Raw genomic sequence first — 14,256 nt, 5'->3', positions numbered from 1 at the left:
CGGGGCTTTTGATTGGGTGCCGATTGATCGGCTATTCACCCATGGTCTTAGAATGATGGCGTTCTGCCTGAATCACGCGGGCCAGTGCGACTAAGAAGACGCCGAATGCAATAGCACCGACACCCATGGTCCCCTGGGTGAGCATTAGCAGTCCGGCTATCGCTGCCAACATTCCAAGAACGGCCAGCACGATGTACATCGCTTCCCCTCGATTGTGATAACGAGGAGGATGATGCCATCGTTCCAGACAGAGGTCAGGCTGGCACGTCCTCAAACTCCATGTATCCGCTGAAGTACTGCCGGCTGATGTTCTCCGCCGACGGCAGCTGTGTCGGATAGCCGTAGAGCGCCGAGCGCGCCGCCAGCAGCGGGTCGAACGCCTTGCTGACCATGTCCCGGTACTGCGGCACAACGCAGGAGCGCCTGCGTCCCGCGATCGCTGCCGCCACCGTCTCCCAATCGGACCCGCCAAGTCCACCGCCGCGCACTGCAGCAGTGGTCCGACCCGACAGGGTGCACGTCAGCCGGCGGTACAGAGGTCCAGGAACCGTGTTGACCTGGCCGCCCTTGGTGCGGGTGTGCACGCTGGTGTCGATTGTGGACACCGCCCAACCGTCGCTGATACCCACCTCGACTGCCCGGAAGATCGCAATTTCGCCCACGTCGACGTTCGTGGCAGTTGTGTAGATCTCGACGGACACCGTTGATACCAAGGCGCTGGCCTTCGGGAAGAGCCAGGCGCAGACACTGCCGTCTGGCAGTCGCACGGTGGTGGCACTCGCGCCGGCGGCGCTCACCTGGACGCCGGGCGGAATGTTGAGGCCGAGAATCGCGATGATCCCCGGCACAACAGCTTCGGCCAGGGTGATCGTGATCGCCAGCGAACTGGTGCGGCGGATCCGAGACGCCCTGCCAGGCTTTCCGTCGAACAGCGCCGAGCCGTGGTCCGCACTGAGCCACGTGCCACCAGTGAGGGTCACCGTCGTGACAGCCGGCATGCCATATCCAATCAACACGTCATCATCCCCACACCGTCAGCACCACGTCCCCCGTGGCAGGGTTGCGCTCTACACGGCGCACCAGCACCGGCTTGCCGTCGTCAAGACCGTAACGTCCGTAAGTGATCCGGCCGATCTGTCCAGGCAGCGGCGCCAGGTCCTGATCACCACGCACCGCCAGCTGATAGAAGTGCCGCTGCACCCCATACAGGGCGAGGACGCGATCAATCTCCTGTTGCGCGTCGGCCGCATGCCAGAACAACGAGATGACCGGGTCAGCAGCCTCTGCCCGCTGGTAGTGGGCGTGCAGCGGACCAGCGCCATACACCTGTCCCCGGTAGAGGCCGGTCAGCTCATCGCGCCGGGATTGCGGCACGTCGACAACGTCGGTGACCAGGTCCGATGCGCCCAGCGCCTGGCCGTTGGGTCGGTAGGCCATGCGTCGAGTCAGGTTCGGAGCATCATCGGGCACCATGACCAGATCAGCCGCCAGATCATCCTCCGACAAGTCGAAGGCGAACGCGCCGGCATAGGTCTCGGGCGCGGTAACGCGGGCGAAGCGCAGCAACCCGGATGGATCCTGATAGCAGCCGGCGCCGTAGCTGGGTAGCAGCGCATTCAGCGCAGCGCGGCCGGTGATGGCTGTTCCTGCGTAGTAGCCGACGCCCATGTAACCCGTGGCTTGGTCGATATCCGCACAGTCGCTGGCTGACCACGCCGCTTTCCCCAACCGGACCATCACGTCCGCCACTGCCTGCTCCAACCGCGCCGGCAGCATGCCCGCGCCAATGCTGGACGCATCCACCACCACCGGCGCTACGGGCGGCGACTTCATCAGCAGCTGCTGCCCATCCGGCGCTTGGGTGTAGGTTCCTGCCTCCATCAGGTCGCCGCGGTCCATCACGGCATCCACGTATACCCGTCCGTCAGCAACGAACATCGAGGTGCCGTCCGAGTTGGCTCCCATTGCCGGAATACTGGCCACCGCACCGATAACGACGGGCTGTGGCTTCCATGCCAGTGACGCCACATTCGGCAGGAACACGCCCCGGTTGATGGTTTCTTCCAGGTAGTCGTGCGCATCACGCAGGTGCAGCGTCTTGGTGCCGTCGTCGTTGATCTCGATCTGCTCGATCGCGCAACGGAAGGCCGGGACCGCGTCGGCCCGCATCCCGTTTTCGGGCGCAAGCAGGATCTGCACCGAGCTGCCAGAGGCACCAGTGCCCGCCATCCCGTCCAGCAAACCTTCCGCATCGACCACGACGCACTCGGCGGCCGCGGCCTGGGACACCGGGTCACCGCCCCACGGCCAGAAGGCCAGCTCCTGGATCAGGTTGACGCCCTCGGCCACCAATCCCTCGTAGCGAACGTTCGCCGGGCTATCGCCGGGGGCAGACAGCCAGTCCACGTCGGCCAAGCGCGCGGTGCTGGCGGTAGAGCTGGGAAGCCGCCAACCGGCTGCAGCCGCGTCGCTTCGCGGCCCCCACTGCCCAGCGTTGACCGCAAGGCACAGCCCACCGGCCTTGGTGGCGGCAAGCGACGCGGCGAAGAACAGCGGCCCGGACAGCTGCAGCTCGCGCACCAGGATCTGCGCGCCGTTGAGGTAGAGCCGCAGCTGGCGAGGGGTCGAGAACACCACCTGCAGCCCGACAATGTCGCCGTGGGTCGCTGTCGGCAGGCCAGTGGCGATCGCACCGCCCGCCTGCAGCAGGCGCCCGGCCGCGAGATCCCAGCCGATGCTGGCGAGGTCCGCACCCAGCGCCTTGTTCAGCGCTGCGGGGCCGGTGGCGAAGCCTACGAGGGCTGCAACGGCGTCATCGCCCCACACGGCAAACTCCACGCCCACCGTGCCGGCATCAAGGCCGAAGTCGGAGCGCGCGTGGCTGGCCAGCGTGGTGGCGCCGGTGGCGGCCAGGGTAAGCCCGCCATCTCGCGCAGCGAGTAACGGGCCAATGGGCGTGGCGGCGAACCGCCCGAAAGTGTCGGTCATGGTCATCCCAGTCCATCGAACCAGTCCTGCGCCTCGTCCTCATCGGACCGTGGCACGAGAGCGTCGAGGTAGTGCTGAAAGGAGCGCTTTGTCCCGCCTTGGCTGTGCGAGGCGGTTATATACGCGGCGAAGGCAGCGGGCTTGATGTACAGGCTCACAGGGTCGATGGGGTTCCGCTTGTGGAACTCCCACCATTCCAGGAACTCGCGGCGCGACATAGTGGCCCGCAGGTCCGACACCGTCCGGTGCAGGTGACCGGCGAGGACCTTCCAGAACCAGTCCTCGCCGCGCTGCCTTAGCCGTTTCCCGCGTCGGCCTGTGCCTGGGCAGCTTCGTCACCGAAACCGGAGTGCTTCATGGCCACGCGCTGCAGCTCAGCGGCAACGAGCGGTTTGAGCTGGGCGGCCTGCTCCACGTTCATTACCGGCTTGCCGTCCTCGTCGCAGATGGTCGCTGCGATCAGCTTGGCGCGGTCGCCTTCACCCCACAGCTTGCGGAACTCCGCATCCGGCAGCTCGCGGACATGGAACTGCGCCTTGGCTCCGTTGGGCAGGGTGATCGTGTCGGCGTGCACGTCCTTGGACGCGAACATGCCCAGGTTGGTGAACGACTGCAGGACGCTCAGGGGCTGCTGCGACTGGGTTTGGGGGGTGTCATTGGTCTTGCTCATTGGCCGTTTCCTCGAATGGCGACAGGGCGCGCGGGCCGCGCACGGCTAACACGCGGAGGATCCGCGCGCCCCGTCAGAGAGATGGCCCGCCGAAGCGGGCCTGGGTGTGCGCCGTTGCCGCAGCCTTACGGCGTCGGGCGGTGCGTGGTGACGGCGCCGGAGCCGCGGATGGTGATCGTCGCCTTCCAGACGTCGTTGTCCTGGCTGGTCACGGCGAAGTTCTGCACGAAGCCGTCGAACTGCTTGGACAGCACGTCAGTGGGCGGGGTGATCTTCCCGGCGATTGCGGCCGGCTTCGCCGCTCCTTCGGTTTCCGACTTCGGCGCGGTCACCAGCCAGTTCACGACGGCGCCGGTCTCGTGCAGTTCTTCCAGCTTCTCGTGGTCGACGCTGTCGTAGATGATCTCGATGCTGGTGCTGCCGGTCTGCTTGCGGCCAGCGACGAACTGATCCCAGTCGTCGTCGTAGTCGGAAATATCGATCTCCGATGCCTGGCCATCGGGGAAGCCGACCGAACGAAGGCGGGTCACCTTGATGACCTCGGCCGCGCCGATGGCGACGAACAGCTGCGAGTGCTTCGACTTGATTACCTGTCCCATAGAGATTTCCTTGTGTTGCGCCCGTCGCCGGGCATGAAAAAGGCCCCTTGCGGGGCCGGTGGATTGCCGTTGTGGATCAGCGCAGTTGCAGGAGCCTGGCGTCGAAGGAGATGCCAAAGGCGTCCGTGCCGTCGCTGTCAGGCGTCGGGTTGTAGGACTCGATGCTGCCTACGCGCTCGATCGCATCGCGGATGGCGACGGCCGCGCCGTTGGCCTGAGTCAGGGCTTCTCCCCACACAGTCAATCGGACTCGCCAGCCGTCGGCCGGCGGCACCTCGGACAGCATCGCGGTGGGCGAACCGCCGACCACCTCCCATGTCGCGTAGGGCAGCGTCGCATCCTGCGGCGCAGTACCTGGCCACAGCCTGATGGGATCGCCGAGCACCAGGCGGACGCCTGCTGCGTCCTGCAGCAGGGATTGGATCAGGGGAACCATCATTTCCAGCCCCCCTTCTTCAGTTGCCTGTCCAGTGCTGACCAGGTCTCGTTGATGATCACCTGCGCCGCCTCCGGGCCCTTAGCCTCACCTGCTGGCGTGAGGAATGGCTCGGCCCTCATTTTCCTGGTGCCGAACTCCTTGAACCGCCAGTAGTAGGCCCAGCCCGCCTCCTCGTAGACCTTCCCTACTCGGCCGCGGCGGCGGTTGCGCTTGGTGTTGGCGTACTTGCGGCGGCGACCGGTCTTAACCCCAACCGTGAAGTACTCGCCGCCTTGGCCTACACCTGCCCGCTGCCGGCTTTTGGTGTTGGCCCGGCGGGTGACGATCTGCGAGACCATGAACCCCGATGATCTCGGAGCCCGCCGCCGGGCGTCGTCGCGAATGACGTTGCCGCCCTTGCGCATACCGGCTTGCACGGCTCGCCCTTGAATCGCCTTGGGTGCCTCCCGCAGTGAACGCAGGAGGCCGTCCAGGCCGTCGATCTTCACCTGCTCAGCCATCGGACACCCCAGCATCGACCATCAGCGTGATATGCCCACGTGCTGACGCATCCGGCAGCACCGCGCGAATCGCGTACACATGCCCGTCGAACACCACACGCATGGTCGGCACTACCCCGGGCAGGTAGGGGATCTCGATGCGTGCAGTCACCTGCCCATGCTCGGCGGAGGCAGCAGTGAACTCTCGACCCGAAAGCGGAACCACCTCTGCCGGCACGTCAGCCCGCCATCTATGCCATTGCTTCACGTCCCCGCCAAGCGGATCACGCACCGGGCCGTAATCCTGCAGCTCGATGCGATGCCGGTACTTGCCCGCCCGCCTCACGGCAGCACCCGTCGGTAGGGGAACATCAGCCGGTCAAGCGTCGGGTTCTCGGCCAGTTGCGAGCCGGCCACCACTGCCTCGCGGTTGGCGTACAGGTCACCCAGCAACAACAGCACGGCCGCGCGCAGCGGCCCCGGAAGCGGGCCAGGTGTCGTCGTGAACTTAACGGGATAGGCGCCCGGTTCACTGTCGAGCGTGGCCGGCTCGATCGGCAGCGGAGAGCGGCCCTCGCCAACCGGGGTCCACTCATAGGTCGCTGCTGCCAACGCATACCCCGTGGTGCGCTCCACCGACTCACGCGAGGCGGTGACGAAGGCGCCGATCAGCGCGTCGTCCGCATCGTGGATAACTACCAGGTGCGCCTTCGCTTCGCTCAGCGACACGGGTTCCTCTGCCGCCGGGGTCAACGTGCGCAGCATGGGTCATTCCTCCGGCGTGGCCGACTTGATGGCATTGGGGTGGGGGTCGATCAGCCCGCCAAGGCGCAGCGCCTCAACGTGTGCCGCGTTGACCTGGATCACCTGGCCAACCTTCCCGAGGTGGTTGTTACTGAGCACCAGCGCCGGCACGGTTTCGCCCTCCGGCGGAGCCGGTACTTCATCCGATGGCGGCAGGTCGTTGTCCGCCTCCACGGTTTCGGGCCTCTGGCTGTCTCCGCCCTCGTCCGTCTCCGGCTCACTGACGGCATCTGCCGCGTCAGCGTCGTGGCTTTCGGCGTCCGTCTGCTCGCCCTGGCCAGCCGCTGCGTCCACTACCGCAGCGGGCGCTTCCCGCGCGTCGGCCGGACCGCTGGTCGCCTGCGCGGAGGTGTTCTTCTGCTTTGCCATGATCGTCTCCGAGGGACGCCCGCGCTGGAGCGTCCCTCCGTTCGTGGGCCGAGGCGGTTAAGCCGCAGCGCCGTGCTTGAAGGTCTTCACCGCGCCGCCCACGTCAACCAGGTTGCCGCCAGAGCGCATCCAGGCCATAAAGCCGACCTGGCCCTTCTTCACGTAGGCCGAGTCGTTGAAGCGGAACAGGGTCACGGCCATCACGTCGCGGATCTTGTAGTAGCTGAAGTCGCCGAACGCGATCGAGGTGGCGCCCGCGGCCGGAGCCGGAGCGTGCTGGTTGATCTGGATATCGCGGTTCAGCAGACGATCCGGCGCACCGCCCGGATTGCCCTGCTCGTAACCCGGCACGAAGATAGGCCGGCCCTGGTCGTCCTTCACCTTGCGGATCAGCTTCAGCATGTCGTCGTGGAACATCCACTTGGCCAGCTGGCGATACGCCGGATCGACGCTGTGCTCCAGATCGACCAGGTCGTCGTAGGTGATGATCGGCAGCGCCGAAACCGCACCGATCTTGCCCACGGCCGCTGCGGTGAAAGCGCCCATCGGCTGACCCACGCCGGTGCCGACGGTGTAGTTGCGATTGGTGACACGGCCCAGGCGGGTCTGCAGACGCTTTTCGATGAACCCGGCGATATCGGCGGTGCTGTCCTGCAGCAGCTCCCACGGCACGGTCACCACCTTGGAGCTGAACTTGTAGACCTGCAGACCCTTGGTGCCGAAGGCCACGTCCTGATCGGTCGCCGACTGGTTCTCGGCGACCAGCTCACCCTCTTCCGAGGTGCCATCGCTGGTCGGGTACTGCATCGGCTCGCCGCCGGCCGTGCTGAATACGTCGGCGACCTGGCGCATACCGCCGAACGCCTTCAGGGCGTCCAGGATCTGCTTGGCCAGCGTGGTCGGCACGGTGTAGCCGCCCTGTTCCGGGTTGACGGCCGGGTTGCCCGACATGGCGGCGTTGACCTGCTTCCAGTCCTCTGCGCTCAGGGCGCTGTCACCGGCACGTGCCCAGCGGTCGAACAGGCGCATCTCGTTGGACAGCTCCCGGCCGCCGCGGTTGGAGGCGTCGTGTTCACGCACGCCCTGCTCGCGCAGTGCCTCGTCGGCTGTCAGGTCCATGACCTTCTGATGACGCTCGATCGCCGCGTCGATGCGCTCGATCTCGGCGATGTTGTCGTCGTACTTGGCCTGGTTCTCCGGCGTCCACTTGTTGCTGTCACCGGTGCTGGTGTCCAGCAGGTTGCGGGTTTCCTTTGCCAGCGCGGTGCGGCGCTCCCGCTCGGCCTGAATGTTGAAGGGCATTGGTGATTTCCTCGTGTCGAAAAAAAACCGCCTTTCGGCGGTCGGGATGAACTGCGGGCGGGAGTCGCTTACGCAGCGGAGCGTTCCAGCAGCGCCAGACGGCGCGACAGGTTGGCCTTGTGGGCGGCGGCGGCGCCGTCGTCGGGGTCGGGGGTACGGTTGGCCAGCGCGGCAGGCGCGTTGTCGTAGGCGGACAGGTCCCAGGTGTTGGATGCCTTCTTCTTGCCCACGATCTCCACCACCTCGTCTGCGAAGCCGTGTTCCTTGGCTTCGTCGGCCGTGAACCAGGTCTCTTCGTCCATCCACTGGACGATCTGCGCCTGATCCTTCCCAGTACGGCGGGTGTAGTCGCCGGCAAGGCCGGCATCGATCTTGGCCAGCAGTTCACCGGTCTTGGTCATGTCGGCCTTGTTGCCGACCGTGATGGTCCATGCGTTGTGGATCATGAACGCACCACCTTGGCTGATCTCGACCTTGTCGCACGCCATGCAGACCCCGGTCATAGCCGAGGCAGCCAAGCCATCGATGTGGGCGATGACAGTTGCCTTGTGCTGGGCGATGGCGGTCATCATCGATCGGGCCGCAAACACGTCACCACCGGGCGAGTCGATGCGCAGATGGATCACGTCCGCGTCGATTCCGGCCATGGCCTGGGCAAACATCGTCTCGTCAATATCGCCCCACCACCCGCCGATGACGCCGTGCAGGTAGATGGTCGCCTCCTTACCTTCGGTCTCCGCCCGGATGGGCTTGGACTGGCCGGCGTTGTTCTTGGCCAGCTGCAGCAACTTAGGAATCGGCATCTTCAGGGTTCCTTTCAGGGTCGTCGCTGTCCGGCTTCGCCGGTGGCGCGGGGTCTTTCGGTTGGTAGAGCTTGTCGCCGCCCTCGATGGGAGGCAGGTTCTTGAGGCGGCGGACTTCGTTGACGACCATCCAGCCTTGGGTGCCAGGGCCACCCAACGCCTTGCTGAAGTACTCGGCCTGCGTCTTCGAGTCGCCGGCCATGAACATGTCCACGTTGTGCTCAACGAAGTAGCGCGGCGTGCGGAACAGCTTGCGGTTCAACTCGTCCTTGATCCGCTTCAGGTGCGGGCCCAGCGTGTACTTCACGAAGCCGATGCCCATGCTCTCGATGCCACTGCCCCAGCTGGTCGACTTGGTGGTTTCACCGATCATGTGGGGCGGCACACCGAAGGCGCGGGCTACGTCGATCACCTGCCACTGACGCGACTCCAGCAGCTGCTGGTCGACCGCTGACATGGTCAGTTCGTGAACCTCCAGCCCCTCGGTCAGGACCAAGGGGATCCGACGGTTGCCCTGCACCCCGCCGTACTTCTTGACCCAGGCGTCGCGGAAATCATCCTGCTGCTCCTTGGTCATCTTGTTTGGCGTTCGGATGGCCACTTCGGGCTTGCCACCCTCGCTGAAGAACTTGCCGGCGTGCTCGTCACCCTGGATGGCGATGCCGATGCCGTTCCGCGCGCCCCACTGGATCACCGACATGCCGTGCACGCTGTTGAAACCGAAGCCGGGGAAGTGGAGCACATCGTCCTGGTCAACGGTGAAGTAACCGTCCGCGTCGTGGAACGTGTACTGCAGGCGCGTCGGCTCCCGCGGGCTGGTTTTCTCCTGCTTGAGGATCATCACCCTGTCGCGTGGCCAGGGGATCAACCCGGTCGCCACCCCGGCACGGTTGCGCGTCACGTACACCACGCCATCACCGCGCAGCAGCATCTGGCCGACGATGAACTCCCAGCCGGTGGCGCTCGACCAGCCGGAGGAGAACTGCTCGTTCAGCAGCCACCAGTAGTCATGCTCCGCCCGCTTGCGATGGCCGTCCACCCGCTCGAATACAGGCAGCGGCAGCTGTGCGATCGCGCCGGCCAGCAGCGAAACGGCAGCGAACACCGCCGAAACCCGCATCGCCGATTCCGGGCTGACCACGGCTCCGGAGGCCGTCGTCGGGTTCCCGAACACCTCGAACATGCGCATGTCGGAGGACTGGATCACCTCGCCGTTGACCAGGTTGCTGATCGTCGGCTCGATACGGTCGCGGGCATCGGCCCGCCGGTTCTTCTCGAATAGTCCGAACATCAGTCGATCACCACGAAGCCTTGTTGGGTTGTGCCGGTGTCCCGCGCCTGCATGGCGCGGCCCATGGCCATTATCAGCGCCACCGCGCCGTCGATCTTGCTTTCCATCTTTTCCTTGCGGGGATAGACGTGTTCCTTGGCATCCACGCGCGCCACTACGTTGCCCATCATCCAGGTCATGGCCGCGTTGCCGTCGTGCCACAGGCGCCGCGACAGGATGAGCGCCTCCACTTCTTTCATGGGCTCGGACAGATTGCGCACTGACTGCGCCATCTCCACGGTCGGCAGCCCTTCCTGTTCAAGGCGCGTCATCAGGTACGCCGCTTGGGCCGGGTCAAAGGCAATGTCCCGCACGTCGACGCCCTGTGCCGCAAGCTCTTTCAGCTCCTCTTCGATGAACGCGTAGTCCGTCATGTTCCCCGGCGTGGACACGATCAGCTCGTCCAGCAGGAACTGCTGGTACTTCTCGCTTTCCTCCACGGCCGCCTCCGGCACGTAGAACCGGGGAATGACGTAGTAGCTATCGCCCTTCTCGAACAGCAGCACTACGGCAGCCACGTCCAGCTTGGATGCCAGATCGACGCCGACCCAGCACGGACAGCCCGCAAAGTCGGACACCTCAAACCGTCGCTTCTGCCGCTGCCAGGCCAGCATGTTCATCCATGCCAGCTTGGCGCCGACCCAGTCGTTCAGGTGCTTGGTACGGAACGCGCTTTGCTTGCTGGCCGACCGCTTTGCCTTGGCGAGCTGGTCGAGCAGGAACTGCTCGAACACGGAAACGCCGTAGTTCGGGTTGGCCTTGCGCAGGCTCGCCGGATCGTCCCAGCGGTCGCCCTCGTCTATGCAGTAAATCGCCGCGAACACTGTCTCATCGGTCACCTCGCCGCGCAGGATCCGGATGGCATCGCCTGGCATCTCGAAGCATGGGCCGGAGAGGTTGGTGCCTGCCGTGGTGATGATTGACAGCAGGGGCTGCTCGCGCGCGCCCATGCCGGTTTCCATGGCGTCGACCATGTGGTCATCGTCATGTTCGTGGTACTCGTCCACCAGCGCCGCGTGCGGGCTCGAGCCATCGCCGGGCTTGCCGATCATCGTCTCAAACTTGGACATGTCCTCCATGACGAACAGCGGCCCCGGGTTCTTCGGGTTGCCCGCCTGTTCGATACCGAAGCGGGCGCGCAGGGCCGGCAGTTTCTGGACCATCTGCCAGGCCGGGCGGAACACCTCGTACGCCTGTTTCTCGCTGGTAGCGCCCGAATAGACCTCCGCGCCCGCCTCGCCGTCAGCGCAGAACAGGTACAGCCCACGAGCAGCCAGTCGCAACGACTTGCCGTTCTTGCGCGGGATCTCCTCGTATGCGCGGCGGAAGCGCCGGTGCCCGGTCTTCTTGTGGACCCAGCCGAACAGATTGCACTCGATGAAGTGCTGCCAGGGCTCCAGCACCAGCAGGCGCTTCTGCGCCGCCCACTTTCCTTTCGTGTGCGGCATCTTCTCCATGAACCGCACCGCGCGGTCCGCCTTCTCTGCGTCGTACTTGTAGGGCCAGACGGCCCCCTTGCGCTTCAGGTCATCCAAGAACCGCTGGCACGCCAGACGGATGAACTCGCCGGCCGGGATCTTTCCTGACGTGACGCCCTTGGCGTATGCCTTGGCTGATTCGCTCGGCGTCATGGATCAGAACTCGTCGAATGGGTTGCCCTCCGGGGTCTTTTCGGTCCCCAGCTTCTGACGGTCAGCCGGGGTCAGGCCCAGGCGCGCCAGGCAGCCGATCAGGTGGGAGTACTTGGCCGCAACGAACTCGCCGCGGTTGGCACGGAACTCGGAAAGCAGCGATGACGCCACCTCCATGATGAAACGGTCGGCGCTGGTCAGAACGCCAGGCAGGGCGCACTTCTCCAGCTCCTTCCAGACTACTGCGACCTCGGTCGGTAGGTGTGCCGGTGCCTTGCCCAATGGAGCATTCGCCTTGGGCGCTTCCTTCTTGTAGCGCTGCGGATCCTTCCTGGTCGCGCCCTTCAGCTCGGCCAGTTCCCTCGGCTGTCGATGGCGAGCCATCGGACCTCCCATTTCTGAAATTCAAATTCTGCGGACGCGAGAGGAAAGGGGGGCGCGCGTATCGAGCGGGGAAGGCCCTCAACTTTGACCCTCCCCCCTCCCTTTCCGTTCAGCATTCGGTGGATAACTCGCCGCTCGTTCAGCTCCGCCGGGCTGGCGGGCATCCCTGCCGAACCCGCCGTTCTCCCGTGCAGTCTTAGCGCTATGGCACGGTCGGCACAGCGGCTGCAGGTTGGTGTCGGCGTTGTTGCCGTCGTCCCCGTTGATGTGGTCGACCTCAGTGGCCGCCCGCACCCTGCCCTGCTCAGCACAACATCTGCACAGCGGCTCACGAGCCAGCACTACCGCACGGATCCGGCGCCACAACGAGGAATTGGTGGGCAGCGCGCGGCGCGCCTGTCTCTTGCGAACCTGGGCGCTGGTCTCCTTGTAGGGGCGCCAGCCAGCCGCACGGTGCTGGGGTGGCCGGGTTGGCATCAGTAGGACTTCCCGTCCAGATCGACACGCTCAGGCTCGGCACCTTCATCCTGCACCGGTGCACCGGCCTCCTCGCCCAGCAGCTGCGCCACTGCCTGCACCAGCAGCCCCACGTGTATTGCCAGCTCGGCGATCTGCTTGCCCTGCTGCTCGATGATCCCGACCAGTCGGTCGATGCGGCTGTCGGTGCTGCCCTCAATCGTCCCTGCCAGCGCAGTCGCAACAGCAGCGCGCGCTACCTCTTCAATCCATGCAGCGTCCATCACCAACCCTCGTCGTTCGCAGTACCAGGCCGCGGCGTATCCACCGCTCGACCCGCTCCCAGTCCGGTTCCATGTCCGTGGTCCGGGCAAACCACACCACAGCAGCCAGATACCACCGCAGCCACCAGCGCGGGCGCACCGATGCAGTCACTGTCGCGTGCATCAGAACTCCTCCACTTCCCAGCCACTGCCATCGCGCTTACGCCGCACCTTCACCGCAATGAAGCGGAACGGGTACATGGCCGCGGCAATCTTGATCTTGGCCCTGGCATCGTCCTGCCAGTGCCCTTTCACCTCGTGGCACTCCATGACGCCGTCGGCAGCCATGACTGCAAAGTCCGGGGTGTAGAACGTGTTGTCCGCCAGGCGCAGCTTCATGCCCTCGAACCGGTGCCATTGGACCTTGCCCACAGCCTGCAGCGCGCGCAGCCGCTCGGCATACGCCGCCTCGGTCTTGTTCATCTCGCCCGCCTTCAACCGGCCCAGCGCCAGCATCCGGCGGTTCATGGCGTCACCGGTAGCCGGTCAGCTGCGATCACGGCTTGGCAGGCCCGGACGTGGTCGTCGGCGTCTCGTCCGATTTGAACAAGAGCGCCCGCGACCTCTGCTCGTAGTTGGGCTGCTTGGTCACGTTCGATGGTGCCGGCGACAGCTTCGGACAGGCGAGCGGTATTGCAGGTAGCGAGGTCGTCGCGCAGCTGGAGGCTGCCAGCGCGCACGCCAGCAACAACAGCAACAGGGACGGTCGCTGCCGCAGTACGGTCCTCTTCATACTTCGCTCCGATCTGAGCCAGCTCCCGGCCCATGGCTTGTTCCGTTGCACGAGCGCTCTCCTCGGCCCGTACTTGGCTAGTGAGCTCCTTCACTTTCACCCTGCCCGCGTCAACGTCCGCGGTACGGTCACGCCACTCCCACCCGCACCAACAGGAAACCAGCAGGCTTGTCAGCCACACCGTGGCGAGGAACTGGGCGCGGCTCACGGCTGACTAGTCCATGGCTGCACGGCGAGATGCAAATTCAGCTCGATCTCCATACAAGGCCGATGAGTGACCAACGATTTATTCCGGTGGAATGACATGTGTGCTTTGATCTCCAATGTTGCATCTGCCGCATAGACACCAACTGCTTCGGCAGATGGGTCTGCGATAAGCTCTTGCAGATCCGCGTCATAGAGGGTCACGTTGTGGCGGGCTCGGCCCTGGCGCGCTGCACGGGTCCTCGGCTTCACTCGAACCTCCACGTCCCTAAAGACAGCAATAAAAAAGCCCGCACAAGGCGGGCTTACTGCTATCACATTGTCAATGTCGCTACGAAGTCGGCTTGCTAGCGAACTTAACCTTGACCTTTACCGTCCCCTTTGTGCCAACGGTAAAATCCATGGGAAATTCCTTCGCAGTGGACTTCAGCGAAACTCCGGCGCTTTCATCCATCTCGATCTCGACTTCTTCAGCACCTTGCTCCGCGCATGTTCGGATCAAATCCTCTGCGCAACGCGCTTGTTCCGCCGCTACAGGGCTGCCACGAGATGCCATTAGCTTTCCTGCGAGGTAGTACAGGCCGTACGCAGCCAAAACTGCGGTAGGAACCATCCCACCTCCCAAGACGCCAACAACACGCCTTAAGCCCTCTTCCGTTGTCAAGTCAAACGAGTTTTCTAGGATCTTGTGCGCGCCAACCATGCATCCCTCTGCTGCCCCTGTGTGAAGGCCGCAGTGAAG

Annotated in this window: 20 protein-coding genes; all 20 read right to left on the bottom strand. The window is 64.8% G+C overall.

Annotation, left to right across the window (positions count from 1 at the left end; all coding sequences use genetic code 11):
• Positions 1 to 31: 31 nt before the first annotated feature.
• The 20 genes from CKW06_RS23565 to CKW06_RS10060 all read right to left on the bottom strand — a co-directional run bounded on the left by CKW06_RS23565 (position 32) and on the right by CKW06_RS10060 (position 14,217).
• The gene (locus tag CKW06_RS23565; RefSeq protein ID WP_154699826.1) at positions 32 to 199 is read right to left on the bottom strand and encodes a hypothetical protein; all 168 of its coding nucleotides are present in this window, start codon (positions 197 to 199) and stop codon (positions 32 to 34) included.
• A gap of 55 nt (positions 200 to 254) precedes the next feature.
• Complete coding sequence (locus CKW06_RS10160) at positions 255 to 998, bottom strand: hypothetical protein (protein ID WP_024956479.1); 744 nt, start codon at positions 996 to 998, stop codon at positions 255 to 257.
• Between the two features lie 22 nt (positions 999 to 1,020).
• Positions 1,021 to 2,988 carry an SPRY domain-containing protein gene (locus tag CKW06_RS10155; RefSeq protein ID WP_231910925.1) on the bottom strand — a complete coding sequence of 656 codons (1,968 nt, stop codon included), beginning with the start codon at positions 2,986 to 2,988 and terminating at the stop codon, positions 1,021 to 1,023.
• Positions 2,989 to 3,283: 295 nt separating this feature from the next.
• Complete coding sequence (locus CKW06_RS10145) at positions 3,284 to 3,658, bottom strand: hypothetical protein (protein WP_024956477.1); 375 nt, start codon at positions 3,656 to 3,658, stop codon at positions 3,284 to 3,286.
• A 125-nt stretch (positions 3,659 to 3,783) separates the two neighbouring features.
• Positions 3,784 to 4,257, bottom strand: a complete 474-nt coding sequence (locus tag CKW06_RS10140) for a phage tail tube protein (RefSeq protein WP_024956476.1) — start codon at positions 4,255 to 4,257, stop codon at positions 3,784 to 3,786.
• Between the two features lie 76 nt (positions 4,258 to 4,333).
• Positions 4,334 to 4,696, bottom strand: a complete 363-nt coding sequence (gene gp17 / locus CKW06_RS10135; protein WP_024956475.1) for a tail completion protein gp17 — start codon at positions 4,694 to 4,696, stop codon at positions 4,334 to 4,336.
• Positions 4,693 to 5,196, bottom strand: coding sequence for an HK97-gp10 family putative phage morphogenesis protein (locus CKW06_RS10130; protein ID WP_005408963.1), 504 nt, complete (start codon positions 5,194 to 5,196; stop codon positions 4,693 to 4,695). Before CKW06_RS10130 ends, gp17 begins: the two co-directional genes overlap by 4 nt.
• Positions 5,189 to 5,467 carry a phage head closure protein gene (locus CKW06_RS10125; protein ID WP_231910922.1) on the bottom strand — a complete coding sequence of 93 codons (279 nt, stop codon included), beginning with the start codon at positions 5,465 to 5,467 and terminating at the stop codon, positions 5,189 to 5,191. Before CKW06_RS10125 ends, CKW06_RS10130 begins: the two co-directional genes overlap by 8 nt.
• 50 nt (positions 5,468 to 5,517) lie before the next feature.
• A complete protein-coding gene (locus CKW06_RS10120) occupies positions 5,518 to 5,940 on the bottom strand; it encodes a head-tail connector protein (protein WP_024956473.1) in 423 nt (140 codons plus the stop codon).
• A 3-nt stretch (positions 5,941 to 5,943) separates the two neighbouring features.
• On the bottom strand, positions 5,944 to 6,348 hold the full coding sequence (locus CKW06_RS10115) for a hypothetical protein (RefSeq protein ID WP_024956472.1): 405 nt from the start codon (positions 6,346 to 6,348) through the stop codon (positions 5,944 to 5,946).
• A gap of 57 nt (positions 6,349 to 6,405) precedes the next feature.
• Positions 6,406 to 7,650, bottom strand: a complete 1,245-nt coding sequence (locus tag CKW06_RS10110; protein WP_024956471.1) for a phage major capsid protein — start codon at positions 7,648 to 7,650, stop codon at positions 6,406 to 6,408.
• 68 nt (positions 7,651 to 7,718) lie between these two features.
• The gene (locus CKW06_RS10105) at positions 7,719 to 8,438 is read right to left on the bottom strand and encodes a head maturation protease, ClpP-related (protein WP_231910920.1); all 720 of its coding nucleotides are present in this window, start codon (positions 8,436 to 8,438) and stop codon (positions 7,719 to 7,721) included.
• Position 8,439: 1 nt separating this feature from the next.
• Positions 8,440 to 9,744: a phage portal protein gene (locus tag CKW06_RS10100; RefSeq protein WP_024956469.1), complete on the bottom strand. Its 1,305-nt coding sequence runs from the start codon at positions 9,742 to 9,744 to the stop codon at positions 8,440 to 8,442.
• A complete protein-coding gene (locus CKW06_RS10095) occupies positions 9,744 to 11,414 on the bottom strand; it encodes a terminase large subunit (RefSeq protein WP_024956468.1) in 1,671 nt (556 codons plus the stop codon). Before CKW06_RS10095 ends, CKW06_RS10100 begins: the two co-directional genes overlap by 1 nt.
• 3 nt (positions 11,415 to 11,417) lie before the next feature.
• The gene (locus CKW06_RS10090; RefSeq protein WP_024956467.1) at positions 11,418 to 11,798 is read right to left on the bottom strand and encodes a hypothetical protein; all 381 of its coding nucleotides are present in this window, start codon (positions 11,796 to 11,798) and stop codon (positions 11,418 to 11,420) included.
• A gap of 78 nt (positions 11,799 to 11,876) precedes the next feature.
• A complete protein-coding gene (locus CKW06_RS10085; RefSeq protein WP_024956466.1) occupies positions 11,877 to 12,275 on the bottom strand; it encodes an HNH endonuclease signature motif containing protein in 399 nt (132 codons plus the stop codon).
• Entirely contained in the window at positions 12,275 to 12,538 is a 264-nt protein-coding gene (locus tag CKW06_RS10080) for a hypothetical protein (protein ID WP_024956465.1), read from the bottom strand. Before CKW06_RS10080 ends, CKW06_RS10085 begins: the two co-directional genes overlap by 1 nt.
• A 162-nt stretch (positions 12,539 to 12,700) precedes the next feature.
• On the bottom strand, positions 12,701 to 13,045 hold the full coding sequence (locus tag CKW06_RS10070) for a hypothetical protein (protein WP_024956464.1): 345 nt from the start codon (positions 13,043 to 13,045) through the stop codon (positions 12,701 to 12,703).
• A complete protein-coding gene (locus CKW06_RS23805) occupies positions 13,042 to 13,518 on the bottom strand; it encodes a lysis system i-spanin subunit Rz (RefSeq protein WP_024956463.1) in 477 nt (158 codons plus the stop codon). The genes CKW06_RS10070 and CKW06_RS23805 overlap by 4 nt, the downstream gene beginning before the upstream one ends.
• A gap of 327 nt (positions 13,519 to 13,845) precedes the next feature.
• Positions 13,846 to 14,217: a hypothetical protein gene (locus tag CKW06_RS10060; protein ID WP_024956462.1), complete on the bottom strand. Its 372-nt coding sequence runs from the start codon at positions 14,215 to 14,217 to the stop codon at positions 13,846 to 13,848.
• Positions 14,218 to 14,256: the final 39 nt, after the last annotated feature.

It is taken from the genome of Stenotrophomonas maltophilia (assembly GCF_900186865.1).
In the GTDB taxonomy this organism is placed as follows: domain Bacteria; phylum Pseudomonadota; class Gammaproteobacteria; order Xanthomonadales; family Xanthomonadaceae; genus Stenotrophomonas; species Stenotrophomonas maltophilia.
Note: the sequence above shows the minus strand (reverse complement) of the source record. Positions and strands in the feature narration are given on the sequence as shown.

Coding starts and splice junctions, on each gene's coding strand:
- CKW06_RS23565 (WP_154699826.1), bottom strand. CDS start 199: ATGTACATCGTGCTGGCCGTTCTTGGAATGTTGGCAGCGATAGCCGGA.
- CKW06_RS10160 (WP_024956479.1), bottom strand. CDS start 998: ATGCCGGCTGTCACGACGGTGACCCTCACTGGTGGCACGTGGCTCAGT.
- CKW06_RS10155 (WP_231910925.1), bottom strand. CDS start 2,988: ATGACCGACACTTTCGGGCGGTTCGCCGCCACGCCCATTGGCCCGTTA.
- CKW06_RS10145 (WP_024956477.1), bottom strand. CDS start 3,658: ATGAGCAAGACCAATGACACCCCCCAAACCCAGTCGCAGCAGCCCCTG.
- CKW06_RS10140 (WP_024956476.1), bottom strand. CDS start 4,257: ATGGGACAGGTAATCAAGTCGAAGCACTCGCAGCTGTTCGTCGCCATC.
- gp17 (WP_024956475.1), bottom strand. CDS start 4,696: ATGATGGTTCCCCTGATCCAATCCCTGCTGCAGGACGCAGCAGGCGTC.
- CKW06_RS10130 (WP_005408963.1), bottom strand. CDS start 5,196: ATGGCTGAGCAGGTGAAGATCGACGGCCTGGACGGCCTCCTGCGTTCA.
- CKW06_RS10120 (WP_024956473.1), bottom strand. CDS start 5,940: ATGCTGCGCACGTTGACCCCGGCGGCAGAGGAACCCGTGTCGCTGAGC.
- CKW06_RS10115 (WP_024956472.1), bottom strand. CDS start 6,348: ATGGCAAAGCAGAAGAACACCTCCGCGCAGGCGACCAGCGGTCCGGCC.
- CKW06_RS10110 (WP_024956471.1), bottom strand. CDS start 7,650: ATGCCCTTCAACATTCAGGCCGAGCGGGAGCGCCGCACCGCGCTGGCA.
- CKW06_RS10100 (WP_024956469.1), bottom strand. CDS start 9,744: ATGTTCGGACTATTCGAGAAGAACCGGCGGGCCGATGCCCGCGACCGT.
- CKW06_RS10095 (WP_024956468.1), bottom strand. CDS start 11,414: ATGACGCCGAGCGAATCAGCCAAGGCATACGCCAAGGGCGTCACGTCA.
- CKW06_RS10090 (WP_024956467.1), bottom strand. CDS start 11,798: ATGGCTCGCCATCGACAGCCGAGGGAACTGGCCGAGCTGAAGGGCGCG.
- CKW06_RS10085 (WP_024956466.1), bottom strand. CDS start 12,275: ATGCCAACCCGGCCACCCCAGCACCGTGCGGCTGGCTGGCGCCCCTAC.
- CKW06_RS10080 (WP_024956465.1), bottom strand. CDS start 12,538: ATGGACGCTGCATGGATTGAAGAGGTAGCGCGCGCTGCTGTTGCGACT.
- CKW06_RS10070 (WP_024956464.1), bottom strand. CDS start 13,045: ATGAACCGCCGGATGCTGGCGCTGGGCCGGTTGAAGGCGGGCGAGATG.
- CKW06_RS10060 (WP_024956462.1), bottom strand. CDS start 14,217: ATGGTTGGCGCGCACAAGATCCTAGAAAACTCGTTTGACTTGACAACG.